This is a genomic window from Kistimonas ophiarachnellae (genome assembly GCF_057552235.1).
Genome location: NZ_BAAJPA010000005.1, coordinates 152696 through 173332, shown reverse-complemented (window position 1 = coordinate 173332; position 20637 = coordinate 152696). Strand labels below are relative to the sequence as shown.

Genomic DNA, 20637 nt, shown 5'->3' with positions numbered 1-20637 from the left:
TCCTGTTTTACGTCAGACAGTCTGCCCACTACCGGGTTCTGGCGGCTTTCTCTTCCAGGCCAGACAAACCGAAGCGCCGCTCCAGCTCAGCCAGTACCTCCTCGTGACTGAGTTCCAGATGAGAGAGCATCACCATGCAATGAAACCAGAGGTCCGCGGTCTCTGCAATCAGCGATTTTGCGGATTCGGCATCCGTAACATCCTTGGCGGCAAGGAGGGTTTCCGTTGCTTCCTCACCCACTTTCTCCAGGATTTTGTTCAGCCCTTTATGATGCAGGCTTGCCACATAGGAGCTGTCCGGTGACGCCTGTCGCCGTTGTGCCAGCACCTCGGCCAGCTGATCCAGAATATCACTCATCCCCAACCACTCCCTGCTGTGACGGTTTGCCGTAAATCTGCTCCGGGGACTGCAGCACCGGTTCTGTCGCCTGCCAGTCCCCCTCCGATAGCGACCGGTAGAAGCAGGATTCACGCCCTGTATGGCAGGCGATTCCGCCAAGCTGTGTCACTTTCAGCAGCAACGTGTCGCCATCGCAGTCCAGCTGGATGTCTTCCAGCTGCTGGACATGGCCGGAGGATTCGCCTTTTCGCCACAGGGACTGGCGCGACCGGGACCAATACACCGCCCGCTTTTCCTGTACGCTCAACGCCAGCGATTCCGGGTTCATCCACGCCATCATCAGGACGCGACCGGTTGCCGCATCCTGCGCTATGGCCGGCACCAGCCCATCCTCATTCCAGCAAACCGCATCCAACCATGCAGGATTCGTCATTATCGTTCTCTTCTGCTTCCCGGTTTTAACAAATAGATGCCGGCGACACCCAGCAGCAACGGCTCCCAGCGAATGACGGCTATCCAGGCCGGCTGGATCCAGGCCGTTATGGCCAGTATCAGCAACCCTGCGCCCAACGTCCGCGACCAGCCATCATGCAAAGGCGACGGCCGTTGCGTCAGCATACGTTCCTGCTGATCCCGCAATTCATGCAGGTCACGCACCACCTGGTGGGCCACCATGGGCGCCTGCTCGATCAGCTGTGGCATCTGTTCATTCAGACGACGCAACACACCGCGAGGCGCGACCCGGTCTTTCATCCACTGTTCAAGGAAGGGTTGCGCCGTGGCCCACAGGTCCAGCTGGGGATAAAGTTGTCGACCCAACCCTTCGATATTCAGGAGCGTTTTCTGCAATAACACCAGCTGAGGCTGCACTTCCATATTGAAGCGGCGCGCGGTGGAAAACAGGTTCATCAGCACCTGACCAAAGGAAATTTCCGCCAGCGGTTTTTCAAAAATAGGCTCACAGACCGTACGAATGGCCGCTTCCAGCTCGTTCACCACGGTTTCACGAGGCACCCAGCCGGAATCAATATGCAGCTGTGCCACCATCCGGTAATCCCGGTGAAAAAACGCCAGCAGGTTACGGGCAAGGTAGCTTAAATCTTCTGGAGTGAGCGAACCGACAATCCCGCAATCCACACCGATATACTGTGGATCTCCCGGGTGCTCATAGGAAACAAAAATATTCCCGGGATGCATATCGGCATGAAAGAAACTGTCACGGAACACCTGGGTGAAGAAGACTTCAACGCCCCGCTCCGCCAGCTTCTTCATATTGGTACCCTGCGCCTGCAACGCCGCCAGGTCAGTCACGGGCACACCGTAGATGCGCTCCATCACCATGACTTTCTGGCTGCAGTAATCCCAATATACCCGGGGAATATACAGCGAAGGCGAACCCAGAAAATTACGACGCAATTGCGAAGCATTGGCCGCCTCACGCTGAAGATTCAGTTCATCGAAAATGGTTTTTTCATAATCCGCCACGACTTCCACCGGACGCAGTCGTCGCCCGTCACTGGATATTCGCACCAGAATATGCGCCAGCAGGAACAGCAACGACATATCCTGACGGATGGTTTTCTCAATACCCGGACGAATGACTTTGACGACTACCGAATCACCGCTGTGCAGTGTCGCTTCATGCACCTGGGCAACCGACGCTGACGCCATCGGTTCACGATTGAAGGTGGCAAATAGTTCGGAGGGCGGTCGTCCAAGACTTTTCTGGATAATCGCTTCCGCCACTTCTCCGGAAAATGGCGGCACCCGGTCCTGCAATTTCGCCAGCTCATCACCGATATCATTCGGCAGCAAATCCCGACGGGTAGAAAGAATCTGGCCAAACTTGACGAAGATAGGACCCAGCTCAATCAATGCCCGCCGCAGCCGCTCTCCGCGGGAGAGTCGGCTGGGAATAAAACGCCAGGGGAGCAGCTTGAGGAACCAGCGGACATAAAAAGGTAACGGCTCGCTATCCACCAGGTTATCCAGACGATAACGGGCCACCACGGAAACTATCTTGATAAATCGAAAAACCTGCTGCACCGATCAGGCATCCTGTGTCTGCTGTTGGGTCTTTGCCGTCAGACGATCCACTCTTGCCTGCAACCGGTCGGCAGCCAGTCGCAATGTATCCAGATCATCCCGGAACGCACTGACCTCATTTTTAGGCGGCAAAACCCGAAGCTCTTCCTGAAGGTATTCTGACAGGTTCAGGCGTGCGGTGGTTGCCATGTCGCCAAACAGGGCTGCGCTTACGCGGCTGACCTGTCCCACGGCGTGCGCGGCGATGCCGCCACTGTAACGGGCCAGCAGCGCTTCCCAGTCAAATTCACTGTGCTTGACGATGGTTGAAACCGTCAACAGCAGATCCGAATTACCGGTCAGGGTAATCCCCTCGTTGAACAGGGTCGCCATGGGCTCATCACTGACCGCCAACCGTGCCAGAGCGGGTGCGGTTCCACGAATCACGCAATCGGCCTCAGACTCGTGACAGGCTCGCAGCTCTATGCCGTCTTCAGTAAACACCAGCCAGATATCCACAGCCGGTGCCGTAGAAGCCACCTGCAATACCTGTCCCTTCAGTTCGGCAAAGCGTCTCGCGGTGACCGGGTCCAGCTTCAATACCTGTTTCAGGCCCTGTTCCAGCGCCATGCGTGCAGCGGTGCCGGGCATGGTTTCCAGCAGCGAGGTCATGGTTTGATTCCCTTGTGCAGCGCCACAATGCCACCGGTCATGTTGTGATAACCGGTCTGGACAAATCCGGCGGATTTCATCATCTGCTCAAGAGTATCCTGATCAGGATGCATGCGGATGGATTCAGCCAGGTAACGATAGCTGTCCGCATCATCGGCAATCAGCTTGCCCATCACCGGCAATGCAGTAAATGAATAAGCATCGTACAACTTGCTCAATAGCGGATTATCAGTCTTGGAAAACTCCAGAACCAACAGACGACCGCCGGGCTTCAACACCCGGTTCATGGAGCGCAGCGCCTTGTCTTTGTCCGTGACATTTCGCAGGCCAAAGGCGATGGTAATACAGTCAAACGTGTTATCCGCAAACGGCAGGTCTTCCGCGTTGGCCTGAACATAATCGACATTGCCACAGACACCGGCATCCGTCAGCTTGTCACGGCCAACATCGAGCATGGCGTCATTAATATCCGCCAGCACCACCAGCCCCTGCTCACCCACGATTTTGGAAAACTTGGCCGTCAGGTCACCGGTACCGCCGGCAATATCAAGGATTTTCTGGCCCGGACGGGCTGCGCTCATCTCGATGGTAAAGCGCTTCCACAACCGATGGACGCCCATGGACATCAGGTCATTCATCAGGTCGTACTTGCCGGCCACCGACTGAAACACCTCAGCTACCAGCTTTTGCTTGTCATCCCTGTCAACGGTTTTATAGCCGAAATGGGTGGTCTCTTTTGAGTGTTTGTCAGTCATGATTCATCCAGAAAACTACTGTGCGGATATCGGGCGACTTATTCTAGCGTTACCGCCGGGCAATGTCTTGACATACGTACCACCACCTAGCGACCCGTGTCATTCCAGAAACTTCACAGCACTGACATCCGGATCCCGCGAAGCCCCGGCCTGATGCAACCGTTCCAGGTAATCCTGCCAGTAAGTTTCATAATGCGCGCCCAGGTCATAGAGGTATTCCCAGGTGTAGATGCCTGAGTCATGGCCGTCGTCAAAAATCAGCTTAATTGCGTAATTGCCAATGGCTTCAACACCGGTTAGCTGCACATGCTTTTTGCCCGTCTGCAGCACTGCCTGGCCCGCACCATGCCCACGCACTTCTGCCGACGGGCTGTAAACCCTCAGAAACTCTGCCGACAGCTCATGCGTCACCCCATCGGAGTAACGCAGCTCAAGCATGCCGCTCTTGCGATGCAGCCGGATATCAGACGGCACACTGTACATTTCTGCCATATAACAACAGCCTCCATAAAATCAATCCACAGGCAAAACGAATCCCACAGCCCTGCATCATCTTTCGCAGACTATGGCATAACAATCACTATCGAACGCCAGCCGTTCGCGACCTCCACCGCAAGGGTCGGAGAGAACCCGGCACCCTGCAGGTCCCAGTCAACCGACTGGCGGCATGGGAATCACGAATTAAACGCTTCGGGACATTTTTTGGTTATGCCAAAGCGTCTGTACCGGTGACAATTGTCGCCGGTATCCGGAACTTACTCAAAATACCACCGTCAGATAGATGCGACATGATATCGAATATTTTCGGTTTACAGGTAAAAATGGCGACAATCCCTTGTGCTGTGATCCAATCAAACTGCGCATGGATCAGAAATTGCGTTCTGGATAATGCTGAGCCAACGCCTGTAGTTAGGGTATGGTTTTATCTGACCTATTGGTCAGAAACAATGAAATACACATTACACCTTATCAAACCGGGTGTGAAAATACCGCCAGGTTTATGATTGTTCATCTGGCAGGCGTCCGCTCCCGGAGTGTTTTGAGTATTCATTGCCGACACTCAATTTGGATACAATGGAGGAAAACATGAAAGAAATAATAAGTTATGTAAATAGTGATACCACATCAAAGACCAACCATGTGATTAACAAAGGAGAGTCCGTAAGATTCTCCAACAAATATACAGAAACAGCTACGATTAGATTATGGAAAGGTTTTTATATTAAGGACACTTATCCATGCACGCAGAAATACGCTTTAGTTACAAACATAAACAAAAAGCTAAGAGCCAGAATAAGAGGAGACAAAGACAGCATTTTCTTTAAAAAAAATAGAAACGTGCAATTTATAACACCTGCCAACAGAAGGTATCAGTCAACCAGGTATTTCTCTTTTTTCAATAATCCCGGCACACACAAACAAGAAATAAAAGATCCAGCCTTTAAAAACCCTAATTTTAAACCAGAGCATCTTGCAGAAAATTACTTCTACATCTCAAACAATAACACTTTAGATTGCATAGCATGTTCGTTTCAAGTAACAAAAGAGCACTGGAACTATTACAATTCAAATTCCACTATACGGAATAAAAAAGCTGATAGTGCAAATATGCGTGGATACTACCAGGACGTCCCACGCTTTCATGCTTGTGATCAATCAAGCATTAAGGTGTTGATATCGGAGCACGCCAATTACATTGAGCTTATGAAAGAAGAATGTATGACTCGCTATTACTACAATACAAAAAATGAAGGCTGCTTTGATCCTTATTTCACACAAATAAAATTCGTTGCCGGAATAGATAAAAATGAAGTAGAAACTAAATTATTACAGTATCACCCCCTGGAATATGACAACGACCAGCAACTATGTGATGACATTATTGTGATTACAGACCCCGAACAAATAACCACCTGTAGCCCGGAATGGATTTGCTTTCAATACGATTTTCTAGAATGCAGACAACATCTCGAAAATATAATAAAAGAAAGCGAAGAAAACCTAAACAAAGATCAAACAGATAAAGAAAATAAACTGGCACATAATAAGCTCACAGAGGATGAATTGAAACAAGTAAATTCAGAAATAGAAAACATTAAACAAAAACGCAACACAATCGAAAACGAATTAAAACCTTTAATCAATAAAAAAATAGAATTCATTGCCAAAATCATGGATTATGCAGTTGACACATTATCCGAAGGCGATGAATACAAAAAAATACAAAATCGACCAGAAAAAGATGACGAATTATTAAAAAAACACCACGATAATTTACGGAAGGCGTTCACGGATCTCATTGAAACTATCAAAGCTAATAAAGGTATGTCAACACTCATCGCTACCCATTTGGATAGCCAGGACAAAGACTATATTTCAGAGATGGATGAAACCATTGCAAATTCGGCAACAATAGCAACTGACCTCATTCACTCCATAGTGTCGCATATTGGCCAATATGCGGAATTTTTCAGTAATGACCAGGAATTCTATGACGAAATAATGGCTCATGTTTTTATGAAACCGTCAGAAGAAGAACTGCAGACACAACATCAAAAACAAATAGCAGCAATGGCGGCAGTACAAATAAGCGTGCCATCACCATGATCGTCCATGACGGCTGCAAGCAGTCGCCATCATCCTTCAGAACAAAAATAAAAATTTAGTGACAGCGCTTAGCCCGGATATTGCGTGAAAACCCACAAATTTCTGGTTATTCGTATTTTCGTGGGAAAGTAGAGATTGACAGACAGGGAAGCGGTACATCGGTAGTCGCCAAACAAAAACCGCAACTCTGCTGTCAGTATGGATATGGAAGGCGTGAACAATTGCATCAAGGTCATCAAACGTATGGCCTATGGCTTCAGGAATACAGAATATTTCTTCCTGAAAATCAAGGCTGCGTTCCCCGGAAAAATGCGATGCTGGGTTAATACAATAAGTGCAACAGGCAAATGCAGCTGGCACTGTGAAAAATATTGACGCGATTATTGTATGAATTCTGCTTTAGCTGCCTCGTCAGCCCCAACCTGAAACACCGACCGAGAATAAAGCCCGCTTCCGGCGGTCACCGTAAGCGGGCCGACCAAACGATCCACCAAACCTGATTACAGGATATAACGGCTCAGATCTTCGTTCTGAACCAGCGCACCCAGGTGCTGATTCACATACTCAGCATCAATCACTACCGCTTCACCGGTAGCCGCGAGATCCGCTGCACCAAATGACACTTCTTCCAGCAAACGTTCCATCACGGTATGCAGACGACGGGCGCCGATGTTTTCGGTGTTTTCATTCACCTGCCAGGCGACCTCCGCCACACGGGTGATACCGGAACGGGCAAATTCAATCTTCAGCCCTTCTGTTGCCATCAGCGCCTGATACTGTTCAGTCAGAGAAGCATCCGGCTCCGTCAGAATACGCTCAAAGTCTTCCACGTTCAGTGCCTTGAGTTCGACACGAATCGGCAGACGGCCCTGCAATTCCGGAATCAGGTCAGACGGCTTGGACAGATGAAACGCACCGGACGCAATGAACAGGATGTGGTCGGTTTTGACCATGCCATACTTGGTGCTGACCGTGCAGCCTTCAATCAACGGCAGCAGGTCACGCTGTACGCCTTCACGGGAAACATCGCCGCTGTTGCTGCCGGAACGCTTGGCCACCTTGTCGATTTCATCCAGGAAGACAATACCGTTCTGCTCCACCGCTTCAATCGCGCTGGTTTTCAGGTCATCTTCATTCACCAGCTTGGCCGCTTCTTCATCCTGAACCAGCTTCATGGCTTCACGGACTTTCAGCTTGCGGGTCTTTTTCTTGCCACTGGACATGCTGGAGAACATGTTCTGCAACTGGCTGGTCATTTCCTCCATGCCGGGAGGCGCCATGATCTCTACCCCCATGCTGGCTTCATTGACTTCAATGTCGATCTCTTTATCGTCCAGCTCGCCTTCACGCAGTTTCTTGCGGAAGACCTGGCGTGTACTGCTGTCCTGCGGCTGAGATTCCTCGGAGAAAGAACGAGCCGGCGGCAACAGTGCATCCAGGATACGATCTTCTGCTGCATCCATGGCGCGATGCTTGACCTTCTGCATCTCCTGCTCACGCTGCATCTTGATCGCGGCATCCACCAGGTCACGGACGATGGATTCCACATCGCGACCGACATAGCCCACTTCGGTGAACTTGGTGGCTTCCACCTTGATGAACGGCGCATTGGCCAGCTTGGCCAGACGACGCGCCACCTCGGTTTTACCGACACCGGTCGGGCCGATCATCAGAATGTTCTTGGGACTGATTTCGTTGCGCAATGCTTCATCAATCTGCATCCGGCGCCAGCGGTTGCGCAGGGCAATGGCCACGGAACGCTTGGCGTCATCCTGACCAATAATGTGTTTATCCAGCTCGTGGACAATTTCGCGGGGAGTCATATTCGACATAACTGCAGCTCTGATTTCCTGAATTCGTTACCGGTGCCGGGCTTACTCGTCGTAGCAGAGTTCTTCGATGGTCCGGTTGTGGTTGGTGTAAACACAGATATCACCTGCAATCGACAGGCTTTTTTCCACGATATCCCGCGCATCCATATCCGTATTCTCGAACAACGCCCGGGCGGCAGACTGTGCAAACGAGCCGCCGGAACCTATCGCCAGGATGCCGTCCTCCGGCTCCATAACGTCACCGTTACCGGTAATGATCAGGGACGCCTTGGCATCGGCTACCGCCAGCATGGCTTCCAGACGTCGCAGTGCACGATCCGTCCGCCAGTCCTTCGCCAGCTCAACCGCGGCGCGCACCAGTTGTCCCTGGTGCTTTTCCAGCTGTGCTTCAAAGCGCTCAAACAGGGTAAAGGCATCCGCCGTGCCGCCGGCAAAACCAGCCAGTACCTGGTTATTGTAAAGACGGCGAACCTTGCGGGCGTTGCCCTTGATAACCGTCTGCCCCAGTGACACCTGACCGTCACCACCGATCACCACTTGGCCCTTTCTGCGCACAGACAGGATGGTAGTGCCTCTGTACTGTTCCAAGGCGGACTCCTGTAATTCGTTCATTAAGATGAGGGAATGATTGGGACGGCGGGAAACAATTTCAAGGGCCCTCTGAGCAGAGGGCCGGAAATGGGGGATTTATTTCAGTTGTAACATCAATGAATCGATCTTGTGGGCAGCCAGAGCCTGACGGGCTTCATTCAGGGAACGCTGCTCAGTGAACGGCCCCAGTTGCACACGATGCCAGGCATCCCCGCCCTTGACGATCACACGCTCAACCCGGGCATCCAGCCCCCACAGCAGTAACTGCGCACGCAGGCGGTCTGCATCATCAGGGTTACGGAAAGAACCGGCCTGCAGCAGGTAACGTCGGCCCGGCTTTGCTTCCACCGTGGCTGGCGCCTGCTTGTCAGCCGATTCTGGCGCCTTCGCTACCGCAGGTTTCTCGGCTTTGGGCGGTGCCACCGTTTCACGTTTGGGCTCGTTAGGCACCATAACTTCTGATTCAGGCAACAGGGTATAGAAATCAAAGACCGGCTTTTTTTCCGGGGACGTTTTTTTCTTGCTGACGATCTCACCGGTTCCCGTATTGCCTGCGACTGAACGCGCATCCACGCCGGCATCAGGCGCCAGATTCACCAGTAACGTCACCAGCACCCCGATCGCGACACCGGCGCCCAGCCATAACCAGCCGGGAATATCTTTCTTTCCTGCCGATTTCTTCGTTGCCGACGCACCACGCCGGACTGTTTTCTTCGCCGCCATTACCCCTCCATGGCACCGTTTCTTCGTCAAGACTACCCATACTATAACAAGCCATAGCGCAACGGATAAAACACGTAACCCGTTCGCCATACCTGCTGACCAAACCGGGAATTATCGGCAGAAGCCAAGGGGAACTCTACCGTGACTTTTACGGTCTGATTTGACAGGGCATTAACCCTTGAAAAGCGTATTGTTTTGCCTGTGGAATTTCGATAGCATCCGGCTCATGGCTACGATAATAGACAGTTCACACCCTGTATTGACTGAAGACCACGTCCCTGACGCTGGCATTATCGCACGTCTGAATTTTCTTCCCGCTCTCCGACGACGCTACCGCCGAATTTAAGCAGTACAGGCGCTTTCCCGTGCCCTGTCCTGCCTGACCGCTTGCCTCTACACTACGTTGTTTATATAACCCAGTCCCTGACCAAGGTTTAAGGATCCGTTCATGAACGTGCTTAAAGTACTCGAACACCAGCTCACACAGGCCCTCATCGCCGCCGGCGCCCCGGAAGGCAGCAATGCCATGGTCCGCACCAGCGCCCGTGCTCAATTTGGCGATTACCAGGCCAACGGCATCATGCCCGCTGCAAAAAAAATGGGCATGAATCCCCGTGAACTGGCACAGCAGGTCGTGGACAAACTGGAACTGGGCGGCATCATCGAAAAGGCTGAAATCGCCGGCCCCGGTTTTATCAACCTGTTCATCAATGCCGAATGGCTGGCCGGCGAACTGGACGGCTACAGCAAGGATCCCCGCGCTGGCGCAAACGAGAGTGCTGAAAAGCTGAACATTGTCGTGGACTACTCCGCACCGAACGTTGCCAAGGAAATGCACGTTGGTCACCTGCGTTCCACCATCATTGGTGACGCAGTGGTACGGACCCTGGAATTCCTGGGCCACAAAGTGGTTCGCGCCAACCACATCGGCGACTGGGGCACCCAGTTCGGCATGCTGATTGCCCACCTGGAAGAACTGCAGAAAGAAAACCCGGAAATCATGTCTGCCGAACTGGCTGACCTGGAAGAGTTCTACCGGGAATCCAAGAAGCATTACGACAGCAACCCGGAATTTGCCGAGCGTGCCCGTAACTACGTCGTCAAGCTGCAGCGTGGTGACGAGTGGTGTCTGGAAATGTGGCAGAAACTGGTTGATGTCACCCTGGAACAGAACCAGCGCAACTACGATCGTCTGAATGTCACCCTGACCCGTGAAGACGCCATGGGCGAAAGCATGTACAACGACATGCTGCCCGGCATCATCCAGGACCTGGAAGCCAAAGGGCTGGCAGTGGAAGACCAGGGCGCTAAAGTCGTCTACCTGGATGAATTCAAGAACAAGGACGGCGACCCCATGGGTGTAATCGTCCAGAAAAAAGACGGTGGTTTCCTCTACACCACTACCGACCTGGCCTGCGCCAAGTACCGCTATGAAACTCTGGGCGCGAACCGGGTACTGTATTACATCGACGCCCGCCAGGCCCAGCACCTGCAGCAGGCATGGACCATCGTCCGCAAAGCGGGTTATGTGCCTGAATCTGTACCGCTGGAGCACCATGCCTTTGGCGTCATGCTGGGCAAGGACGGCAAGCCGTTCAAGACCAGAAGCGGCGGTGTTGTCAAACTGTCCGAACTGCTGGACGAAGCCGAAGAACGGGCAGCGCGTCTGATTGCACAGAAAGGGGCTGACCTCACCGAAGAACAGAAGGTTGAAGTCATCAAGGCTGTGGCCATGGGCGCGGTGAAATACTCCGACCTGTCCAAGAACCGGACCAGCGACTACATCTTTGACTGGGACAACATGCTGTCTTTTGAAGGCAACACTGCACCCTACATGATGTATGCCTATACCCGGATTCGCAGCATCTTCCGTAAGGCGGGTGTCAATGAGTCTGACCTAACCGGCCACATTACCCTGACAGAAGCAGAAGAACGCGCCCTGGCTCTGAAGGTCATGCAGTTCAGCGAAACCATCGACACCGTGGTTCGTGAAGGCATGCCGCACTTTATGTGTGCCTACCTGTACGACCTGGCTGGCGCCTTCATGAAATTCTATGAAGCCTGCCCGGTTAACAAGGCGGGTGTCGAAGAAGATGTTCGGAACAGCCGACTGCAGCTGTGCGCACTGACAGCCCGTGTCCTGAAACAGGGTCTGGGACTGCTGGGCATCAACACTGTCGAACAGATGTAAAACGCCCCTACCAAAAACGGCAGCTTTCGCTGCCGTTTTTTCATTTACAACTCAACATTAGCCAGCTGCTGTGACTCCATCAGCGCCTCATAGTCGCCCGTCAACTCGTTCATTTTCCGCAGGATAGATTCGGTAGTCACCGAAATCACTGTTGGCACATAACGCCCTTCTTTCTCTCCCTTGAATCCTGCCTTGGAAAACTGCCACTGAGCCTGCACTTTGGTCAGCTTCTTCTGGATCATGGCACTGTTCTCAGGAGCAACCCGGAGAAACTGCAGGGATTCATCGAAAAGTGTAATCGCTTCGTGCAACTCTTCGTGAAGCTCCTCTGCATCCACCCCCCAGGCCATCGCCATATAGCGGCCAGCAATACGCTGGGACAACATCCGCTGCCGCCCGGAAATATTCACCAGTTTTGCGTTATTGCCACCAGCATGCTGCTCAATCAAGGTCACTACATCATTCGACAACGTCAGAAGCTCATTACTTTTTCTCAAGACCCATACTGCATCCTGCTTGTTGGGTGTCGCCAGTGCCTGTACCCGGTACAGCTGCCAGACTTCCTCCACCCGGGCCAGCATATCCCGGATTTTTTGGGTCGGCGCGTAGTCAGACAACTCAAGGAACTGTTGCTCAAACAGGGCAATGCTGGCATCCAGCTGTTTCTGCGCCACCTCGATGTTCACACCGGCCCCCAGCATCAGGTAATTCTTCACTATCCGTTGTGACAACATCCGCTGCCGCCCCGATTTATTCACCGCCTCAGCATCTGTCAAAACTGCTTCAACCGGCAATGACGTCGCCAGCAGCATCATCAAAAACAATGCAGGTAATCGGCTCATCAACATATCCCTCCCCCTAACTATTCCTGTCACATATATGGAATGCCTAAGCAACATGTACGCCACAAAAAGAATCAATAAAAGAAAGGTAATTACGTTTTATCAAGCACAAAGCGATTCAAAACAGATCAGACAAGCACACATAACGCACCATCCTGGAGCGACAAACTTACAGGAATGGTGAAACAGAGGATTCAGGAGATTGAATACAGGTAATGGAAGGGTGTGATGAAAGCGTCGGGAGCCAGCACCTTACACTCTGACTCCCGAAACAAAACACTTAAACGTCTAACATAAACGTCACTGGTCCATCATTGAGCAGACTGACTTTCATATCCGCACCAAAAATGCCGGTGGCAACATCAGAATGGCGCAGTTGGGCCTGCTTAACGAAATATTCATATAACGCATTCCCTTTCTCCGGTGTTGCCCCGGAGCTGAAACTGGGGCGCAAACCTTTGCGGGTATCGGCCACCAGGGTGAACTGAGAGACAACCAGCAGCCCGCCACCGGTATCCGCCAAACTCAGATTCATCTTGCCATTGTCGTCAGAAAAGACCCGGTAACGCAGAACACGATCCAGCAACTTGTCCACTTTCTGCTCATCATCGTCTTTTTCCACCCCCAACAGCAGCAGCAATCCTGAATCAATAGCCCCCACTGTTTCATCCGCAACGACCACGCTCGCGTGGCTGACACGCTGAATCAACCCTTTCATAACAACCTTATATCAAGAGGTTTTGTCCAGACCAAACTCTTTACCGAAGCGTTTGCCCATTTCATCGGTCGCCCTGACCAGAGCATCCCGAATACCAGCTTCTTTGGCTGAGTGTCCAGCATCCCGCACAATGTGGAGTTCGGCTTCCAGCCAGTGCTGCTGCAACGTCTGCGCATTCTCGAGCGGGCACACCATATCGTAACGTCCGTGGACAATAATCCCGGGAATACTGGAGATAGCCTGACACTGCTTAAGAATTTCGTTTTCCTGAATGAACGCCTTATTGATCATATAGTGGGATGCGATACGGGCCATGGCCAGAGCGCGATGCGGATCAGAAAAACCATCCAGCACTTCCTGGCTGGGACGCAGGGTTGCACAATGCCCTTCCCAAAGACACCAGGCCTTGGCAGCGGCCATTCTGGCCAGCTCATCCGATCCTGTCAGCCGCGCATAGAAAGCGCTCAACATATCGCCACGCTCTGCCTCAGGAATAGGCTGGGAGAATGTCTGCCAGTAATCGGGGAACACCCGATTGGCGCCATCCCGGTAAAGCCAGTTGATATCCCGCTCACGCGCCAGCCAGATACCACGCAACACCATGGCCAACACCTTCTCTGGATGCTGAATGGCATACAATAGTGCCAATGTTGAGCCCCAGGAACCGCCAAATAACATCCATTTTTCGACTTTCAGGAAGGCACGAATCGCTTCCATGTCCTCCAGCAAATGCGCCGTAGTATTATTTTCCAGTTCACCATAGGGACGGGAACGACCACAGCCGCGCTGATCAAACGCAATGATGCGGTACAGGTTGGGATCAAAGAAGCGTCGGGTATGTTTATCGCAGGAGCCGCCCGGGCCTCCATGCAGATAGAGCACTGGAATCCCTTCCGGGTTACCACTCTCTTCAAGATACAGTTCATGATGGCCGGAAACCGGCAGGATATGACGGGCGTAGGGTTTAATGGCCGGATAAAGCGTCAGCATCGGATATCCTTTGTCATGACACAGGCAACTGTCAGCTCACTGAACAATGATCATAACAGCCAGATTAAAAGTACCAGTGTCTAACATTAACCCTATTCAGAGTGGGAATAAAGCCAGCAGAAACACGGCGTTTACTCCATGATAGACTGGCAGAAAGTGCTCGCACTCACTGCCAGCCTGTAAAGACATCCTGTCATTACCGCACGCGTAACCCGTGCGGTAAATCAAACAACGACAGACTGACTATTCCCTTATTTCTTGGAAGAACGACGACGCTCTACCTCTGTCAGCTTCTTCTTACGCAAACGGATGGATTCCGGTGTGACTTCCACCAACTCATCATCATCAATGAACTCGAGCGCCTGCTCCAGCGTATGACGAATATGCGGCGTGAGCATGATGTTTTCATCGGTACCGGATGCCCGCACGTTAGTCAGCTGCTTGGCCTTGGTCGGGTTCACCGTCAGATCGTTTTCACGGCTGTGCAGGCCAATGATCTGGCCTTCATAGACCTCAACGTTAGGACCAATGAACAGACGACCACGTTCCTGCAGATTCCACAACGCGTAACCCAGCGCCTTACCCTTAACCATGGAAACCAGCACACCATTCTTACGGTGCGCAACCTTGCCGTCCTTGACCGGACCATAGTGGTCAAAGATGTGGGTCAGGATACCGCTGCCAGAGGTCATGGTCATGAACTGGGAACGGAAACCGATCAGGCCGCGGGCTGGCATGATGAAGTCCAGGCGGGTACGGCCCTTGCCGTCCGGCACCATGTTTTTCAGTTCAGCCTTGCGCAGTCCCATTTCTTCCATGACGGAACCCTGGTGCTGATCTTCCACATCGATCACAACCTGTTCGAAAGGCTCATGGGAAACACCATCAATATTCCTGATCACAACTTCAGGACGGGACACCCCCATTTCATAGCCTTCACGGCGCATGGTCTCAATCAGGACTGACAGGTGCAGCTCACCCCGGCCTGACACAATGAACTTGTCCGCATCAGCGCCCTGCTCCACACGCAGCGCCACGTTATGCAGCAGTTCACGCTCAAGGCGGTCCTTGATATTTCGTGATGTGACGAACTTGCCTTCCTGACCGGCAAATGGCGAATCATTCACCTGGAAAGTCATGCTGACTGTCGGCTCGTCAACCGTCAGCGGCTTCATCTGTTCAGGGTGATCCGGGTCGCACAGGGTATCGGAAATATTCAGGTTATCGATACCGGTGATGCAGATAATATCACCGGCGCGGGCCTGCTCTACATCAACACGCTCAAGACCCAAGTGCCCCATGACTTTCAGAATACGAGCATTACGCGCCTTTCCGTCACGTTCAATCAGGCGTACCGGTGTATTGGTACCCACGACACCACGGCTGACCCGACCAATACCGATAATGCCAACATAGCTATTGTAATCCAGCGCACTGATCTGCATCTGGAACGGTCCATCCCGATTAACATCCGGTGCCGGCACCTTGTCCACAATCATTTCGAACAATGGCGTCATATCATCCGCCATCTCATCCGGATCATTGCCAGCAATACCGTTCAGTGCTGACGCATAAATCACCGGGAAGTCCAACTGCTCATCGGTAGCGCCCAGGCGGTCGAACAGGTCAAATACCTGATCCATAACCCAGTCAGGACGCGCGCCGGGACGATCCACCTTGTTGATAACAACAATCGGGCTCAGGCCCTGCTCAAAGGCCTTCTGGGTCACAAAGCGGGTCTGCGGCATGGGGCCGTCAACGGCATCCACCAGCAGCAGGACGGAATCCACCATGGACAGAACACGCTCAACTTCACCACCGAAGTCAGCGTGTCCGGGGGTGTCAACAATATTGATGTGGTAATCCTGCCAGTTGATCGCGGTGTTCTTGGCCAGGATGGTGATGCCGCGTTCCCGTTCCTGGTCGTTGGAATCCATGATGCGCTCGGCATCCTGATCCTTCCGGCCCAGGGTGCCGGACTGCTGCAGCAGTTTGTCGACCAGCGTTGTCTTGCCGTGGTCAACGTGCGCGATAATCGCGATATTTCTCAGCTTCTCAATCACAATGATGCCTCAAGCTCTCAAAAAATAGTCTGTTTTGTTATCTCTGACCGGTTAATCACCTGTTCTGTCGGTCAGACATGCAGCACTTTCCCTAGCGCCGCCTGAAAATCATCCGATCGGCCGGAGGCCTCACAATAAGCCTCCACCAGCCGTTTTCTCAGGGTAGAATCCAGCAGTTCCATATCTTCCTTGGAACGCGCCAGGTGGTGAAAGTTGCGCAGAGCGCGCCATTGCCCCAATGACAACCGGCCACAGCTCATATCCGCGATATCAATCAGCCCCAACCCCCTGTCCGGGGTCAGGAGCACATTTCCTAAATGCAGGGAACGAAAGTAAACGCCTTTTTCATGTAGCCGGGCAATGAACTGCCCTAACTGCCGTATCAATCCGGACGAATCACCCGTCGTATCTTTTAGCACCTTACGCAGTGTTTCTCCGGGAAGCGGCTGATAATGCACTGCCGTTCGCCGGATGGCAGGGATGCGATAATTATCGATAATCGTGACCGAGGGAATCCCCCTTTCGGCAAGCAACCCGGCATTAAGGGTAAATCGCGTTGAGTAGGGGAAGACCAGTGCCGATGACAACAGCCGTTTGCGCCGAAACAGTTTAAGGAAAGAGCCGTCGCTCAACAGCAGTACCTTGTCGCCAAAGCCATCCGCTTCAATGACGCGGGCGCCATTCTTGAGGGTGGTGTACTCCTGTTCTGTCAGCCTGCGCATGCCAATTCCGGGTTCTGTATCGATCAGTCTCTGGCCATAACTATGACCCCAAGGGGCGGCAATTCTATTAGACTGGCACCACCTTGGAAAGATTATGTTAATATTGCGCGATTATGCTGCCCGAATCCTGTATCGGGCTCACTGTGAAAACCCCCATGTCTTTCCGCTTGCAGGCCGTAACAAGACCTGCAACAACCGAAAAAAGGTCACGATGTATGACAGACCCAATCCGAAATGATGAGGGAGGCCTCCGGGTTTACCTGCGTCTGCTCGGTTATGTTCGCCCGTACTGGCATGTTTTTGCCCTGAGCATACTCGGCTACATGATATTTGCCGCCAGCCAGCCCATGTTTCCAAAGATGGTGGACTATTTTATCCGGGCGCTGGACGTGAATGATCACGATCCGGTCGTAATCCCCCTGCTGGGCAGCTTTGACAAAACCGCACTGGTCTGGTTTGTCCCTGTTGGCGTATTGTTTATCGGGCTTTTCCGCGGCATCGGCTCATTCCTCGGCAGTTATTTTCTGGCCAAGGTCTCCCTGGGCGTGGTCAACGACCTGCGAATCGCCCTGTTCAACCGCCTGATCCTGTTGCCCAATACGTATTTTGACAACCACAATTCCGGCCACCTGATTTCCCGGATCACCTATAACGTCAGCATGGTCACCGGCGCGGCGACCGACGCCATCAAGGTGGTCTTCCGCGAGGGGATGACCGTCATCGCCCTGCTGGGCTTCCTGTTCTGGACCAACTGGCGACTGACCCTGGTGTTTGTGGCCCTTGCCCCCATTATTGCCATTGTCGTGGGCCTGACCGGGAAGAAATTCCGTAAAATCAGCAAAAAAATCCAGACCTCCATGGGTGATGTGACCCATATTGCGTCTGAAACCATCAGCGGTTACCGGGTGGTGCGCGGGTTTGGCGGCGAAACCTACGAGCAGCAACGTTTCAGAAGCGCCTGCCTGCGCAATACCCGCCAGGGCCTGAGGCTGGTCAAGGTGTCCGCGACCCATACGCCTACCCTGCAATTTCTGGTGCTGTCGGCATTATCCATTCTCATGTACATCATCCTGTACATGAAAACCTCCGGCGCCATCAACTCCTCATTCAGTGAACTGGTGGCCTTTATTACCGCCGCGGGCCTATTACCCAAACCCATCCGCCAGCTCAGCGAGGTGAACGCCAATATCCAGAAAGGTATTGCCGCCGCCCAAAGCATCTTTGAGCAGGTAGACGAACCCACTGAACCGGATACGGGCACCTTCACGACTGAGCGTGTTGAAGGCCGCATTGAATTCCGGAACCTTTGTTTCACCTACCCTGGTGCTGACCGCCCGGCATTAACCAATCTTAATGTCACCATAGAGCCCGGGCAGACCGTCGCCCTCGTCGGTCGCTCCGGCAGCGGCAAGACGACCCTGGCCAATCTCCTGCCCCGTTTCTACGGGCATACCGAAGGCGAGATTCTGCTGGATGGCCGTCCACTGGATGAATACACCCTGCGTAACCTGCGCAGCCATATCGCGCTGGTGACCCAGCATGTGACGCTGTTTAACGACACCATCGCCCGCAACATCGCCTACGGCGACCTGCAGGATATGGACGAGGAAGATATTCGCCTGGCAGCCAAGGCCGCCTACGCCATGGAGTTTGTGGACAACCTGCCGGAAGGGCTGCATACCCTGGTGGGTGAAAACGGCGTACTGCTCTCTGGCGGCCAGCGCCAACGGCTGGCGATTGCCCGCGCCATTCTGAAAGACGCGCCGGTACTGATCCTGGATGAAGCCACATCCGCGCTGGACACCGAGTCCGAGCGCCACATCCAGGCCGCCCTGGATGAAGTGATGAAGGGCCGTACCACCCTGGTCATCGCCCATCGTCTTTCCACTATCGAGAATGCCGACGTCATCCTGGTCATGGATAAGGGGCAGATCGTGGAAAGCGGCAACCATACCGAGCTGCTGGCCAAAGACGGCGCCTACGCCCGACTCTATCGCTTACAGTTCCGCGATCAGGCGGAACCGACACTGGACAGTGAACCCGTCACCCTGGTTGAAGCCTGAGACAGGCGGCAACCACTGACGGAAATGACAGACAGGAAACACTGGATACCCATGAAACCAAGTTTGCCCCGCTTTGACAAAGCCCGTGTCGTGGTCGTCGGCGATGTCATGCTGGACCGATACTGGCAGGGCCCCACCCGCCGGATTTCTCCCGAGGCGCCGGTTCCCGTCGTCCGGGTCAATGGCAGCGATGACCGCCCCGGCGGCGCCGGCAACGTCGCGCTCAACGTCACCTCACTGGGGGCGCCCGCCTGGTTGCTGGGCATTACCGGCGATGATGAAGCCGCCGACGCCCTGACCACACGGCTTGAGGCTGCCGGCGTCTACTGCGATTTTGTACGTCTTAAAGATGCGCCGACCATCACCAAATTACGGGTCATCAGCCAGCACCAGCAGCTGATCCGGCTGGACTTTGAGGAAACCTTCACTGGCGTCGAAGTCAACACCATTCCCGACCGTCTCGCAATCCTGCTGGATAATGCCGACGCACTGATCGTTTCCGATTATGGCAAGGGCACCCTGAAAGACATCCAGGCACTGATTCGTCTGGCACGGAAACGCAACATTCCCGTACTGGCCGATCCCAAGGGGCAGGATTTCACCCGCTACCGTGGCGCCACCGTTATCACCCCGAACCTGCATGAGTTCGAGGCGATTGTTGGCAGCTGTTCCAGCGAAGAAGAGCTGGTAACCAAAGGCCAGGCGCTGCGTGAAGAACTGATGCTGGACGCCCTGCTGATCACGCGCGGCGAACACGGCATGACCCTGTTGCGTGCCGACGAAAAAGAACTGCACCTGCCGGCCCGTGCCCGTGAAGTGTTTGATGTCACCGGTGCAGGCGACACCGTCATCGCTACCCTTGCGGCTGCACTGGCCAGTGGAGAGCCACTCCCCCGCGCCGCGGCACTGGCAAACATTGCCGCAGGCATCGTGGTTGCCAAACTGGGTACCGCTACCGTCAGCCTGCCGGAACTGCGCCGTGCGGTGAATGCCATCCAGGGCTCGGAACGGGGCGCCATGACACGCGAACAGCTACTGATCGCGATTGAAGACGCCCGCGCCCATGGCGAAAAAATCGTCTTTACCAACGGTTGTTTCGATATTATTCACGCCGGACACGTCGGCTACCTGGAACAGGCCCGCAAGCTGGGTGACCGGCTGGTGCTGGCCATCAATGGCGATGAGTCTGTTACCCGCCTGAAAGGTGAAGGTCGTCCGATCAACCCGGTTGAACGGCGCATGGCGGTACTGGCAGGTCTGGAAGCGGTCGACTGGGTGGTATCCTTCGATGAAGATACACCGGAATCCCTGCTGGAACAGCTAAAGCCAGATGTACTCGTAAAGGGTGGCGATTACGGTATCAACGAAGTGGTTGGTGCAGGCATTGTCACCGCTTACGGCGGCGAAGTCGCGGTTCTGGATTTTCTGGAAAATTGCTCAACCACGGCAATTGTGCAGAAAATCCGCAAGGAAAATGAGCAAGAGCCGGCCTAGTAAAACACG

Annotated in this window: 18 protein-coding genes and 1 pseudogene; 5 read left to right on the top strand and 14 right to left on the bottom strand. The window is 53.3% G+C overall.

Features of this window, described 5'->3' with window-relative positions; translation table 11 throughout:
- Window positions 1-28: 28 nt before the first annotated feature.
- The 6 genes from AC27K1_RS07945 to AC27K1_RS07920 all read right to left on the bottom strand — a co-directional run bounded on the left by AC27K1_RS07945 (window position 29) and on the right by AC27K1_RS07920 (window position 4275).
- A complete protein-coding gene (locus tag AC27K1_RS07945; RefSeq protein ID WP_487149647.1) occupies window positions 29-358 on the bottom strand; it encodes a phosphoribosyl-ATP diphosphatase in 330 nt (109 codons plus the stop codon).
- Window positions 351-773, bottom strand: a complete 423-nt coding sequence (hisI, locus tag AC27K1_RS07940) for a phosphoribosyl-AMP cyclohydrolase (protein ID WP_487149645.1) — start codon at window positions 771-773, stop codon at window positions 351-353. Before hisI ends, AC27K1_RS07945 begins: the two co-directional genes overlap by 8 nt.
- Window positions 773-2386 carry a ubiquinone biosynthesis regulatory protein kinase UbiB gene (gene ubiB / locus AC27K1_RS07935; protein ID WP_487149643.1) on the bottom strand — a complete coding sequence of 538 codons (1614 nt, stop codon included), beginning with the start codon at window positions 2384-2386 and terminating at the stop codon, window positions 773-775. Before ubiB ends, hisI begins: the two co-directional genes overlap by 1 nt.
- 3 nt (window positions 2387-2389) lie before the next feature.
- Window positions 2390-3037: a ubiquinone biosynthesis accessory factor UbiJ gene (locus AC27K1_RS07930; protein ID WP_487149641.1), complete on the bottom strand. Its 648-nt coding sequence runs from the start codon at window positions 3035-3037 to the stop codon at window positions 2390-2392.
- Window positions 3034-3792, bottom strand: a complete 759-nt coding sequence (ubiE, locus tag AC27K1_RS07925; RefSeq protein WP_487149640.1) for a bifunctional demethylmenaquinone methyltransferase/2-methoxy-6-polyprenyl-1,4-benzoquinol methylase UbiE — start codon at window positions 3790-3792, stop codon at window positions 3034-3036. The genes AC27K1_RS07930 and ubiE overlap by 4 nt, the downstream gene beginning before the upstream one ends.
- 99 nt (window positions 3793-3891) lie before the next feature.
- The gene (locus AC27K1_RS07920) at window positions 3892-4275 is read right to left on the bottom strand and encodes a gamma-butyrobetaine hydroxylase family protein (protein WP_487149820.1); all 384 of its coding nucleotides are present in this window, start codon (window positions 4273-4275) and stop codon (window positions 3892-3894) included.
- 603 nt (window positions 4276-4878) lie between these two features.
- Here AC27K1_RS07920 and AC27K1_RS07915 point away from each other — a divergent pair.
- Both AC27K1_RS07915 and AC27K1_RS07910 read left to right on the top strand, forming a co-directional pair.
- Window positions 4879-6399 carry a hypothetical protein gene (locus AC27K1_RS07915; RefSeq protein WP_487149639.1) on the top strand — a complete coding sequence of 507 codons (1521 nt, stop codon included), beginning with the start codon at window positions 4879-4881 and terminating at the stop codon, window positions 6397-6399.
- Window positions 6400-6603: 204 nt separating this feature from the next.
- Window positions 6604-6705, top strand: a pseudogene (locus AC27K1_RS07910) (transposase); the annotation flags it as partial.
- A gap of 194 nt (window positions 6706-6899) precedes the next feature.
- Here the strand turns inward: AC27K1_RS07910 and hslU are convergent.
- The 3 genes from hslU to AC27K1_RS07895 all read right to left on the bottom strand — a co-directional run bounded on the left by hslU (window position 6900) and on the right by AC27K1_RS07895 (window position 9545).
- The gene (gene hslU, locus AC27K1_RS07905; protein WP_487149637.1) at window positions 6900-8231 is read right to left on the bottom strand and encodes an ATP-dependent protease ATPase subunit HslU; all 1332 of its coding nucleotides are present in this window, start codon (window positions 8229-8231) and stop codon (window positions 6900-6902) included.
- Between the two features lie 42 nt (window positions 8232-8273).
- Entirely contained in the window at window positions 8274-8819 is a 546-nt protein-coding gene (gene hslV / locus AC27K1_RS07900) for an ATP-dependent protease subunit HslV (RefSeq protein WP_487149635.1), read from the bottom strand.
- A 99-nt stretch (window positions 8820-8918) separates the two neighbouring features.
- A complete protein-coding gene (locus tag AC27K1_RS07895) occupies window positions 8919-9545 on the bottom strand; it encodes an SPOR domain-containing protein (RefSeq protein WP_487149634.1) in 627 nt (208 codons plus the stop codon).
- A gap of 448 nt (window positions 9546-9993) precedes the next feature.
- Here AC27K1_RS07895 and argS point away from each other — a divergent pair, with 448 nt between their 5' ends.
- Window positions 9994-11736, top strand: a complete 1743-nt coding sequence (argS, locus tag AC27K1_RS07890) for an arginine--tRNA ligase (protein ID WP_487149633.1) — start codon at window positions 9994-9996, stop codon at window positions 11734-11736.
- A gap of 44 nt (window positions 11737-11780) precedes the next feature.
- Here the strand turns inward: argS and AC27K1_RS07885 are convergent, their stop codons facing one another.
- From AC27K1_RS07885 to AC27K1_RS07865, 5 genes are all read right to left on the bottom strand, one after another.
- Entirely contained in the window at window positions 11781-12578 is a 798-nt protein-coding gene (locus tag AC27K1_RS07885; RefSeq protein ID WP_487149632.1) for a type IV pili methyl-accepting chemotaxis transducer N-terminal domain-containing protein, read from the bottom strand.
- Between the two features lie 280 nt (window positions 12579-12858).
- Window positions 12859-13296 carry a D-aminoacyl-tRNA deacylase gene (dtd, locus tag AC27K1_RS07880; protein ID WP_487149631.1) on the bottom strand — a complete coding sequence of 146 codons (438 nt, stop codon included), beginning with the start codon at window positions 13294-13296 and terminating at the stop codon, window positions 12859-12861.
- Between the two features lie 12 nt (window positions 13297-13308).
- On the bottom strand, window positions 13309-14286 hold the full coding sequence (gene pip, locus AC27K1_RS07875; RefSeq protein WP_487149629.1) for a prolyl aminopeptidase: 978 nt from the start codon (window positions 14284-14286) through the stop codon (window positions 13309-13311).
- Window positions 14287-14537: 251 nt separating this feature from the next.
- Window positions 14538-16349, bottom strand: coding sequence for a translational GTPase TypA (gene typA / locus AC27K1_RS07870; RefSeq protein WP_487149627.1), 1812 nt, complete (start codon window positions 16347-16349; stop codon window positions 14538-14540).
- A gap of 71 nt (window positions 16350-16420) precedes the next feature.
- Window positions 16421-17071 (bottom strand): hypothetical protein, encoded by a 651-nt coding sequence (locus AC27K1_RS07865; RefSeq protein WP_487149626.1) that lies wholly within the window; start codon window positions 17069-17071, stop codon window positions 16421-16423.
- A gap of 215 nt (window positions 17072-17286) precedes the next feature.
- On the opposite strand from AC27K1_RS07865, the gene msbA reads away from it, so the two are divergent.
- A complete protein-coding gene (msbA, locus tag AC27K1_RS07860; protein ID WP_487149625.1) occupies window positions 17287-19134 on the top strand; it encodes a lipid A export permease/ATP-binding protein MsbA in 1848 nt (615 codons plus the stop codon).
- A gap of 51 nt (window positions 19135-19185) precedes the next feature.
- Window positions 19186-20628, top strand: a complete 1443-nt coding sequence (hldE, locus tag AC27K1_RS07855; protein WP_487149623.1) for a bifunctional D-glycero-beta-D-manno-heptose-7-phosphate kinase/D-glycero-beta-D-manno-heptose 1-phosphate adenylyltransferase HldE — start codon at window positions 19186-19188, stop codon at window positions 20626-20628.
- The last annotated feature ends 9 nt before the right edge of the window (window positions 20629-20637 follow it).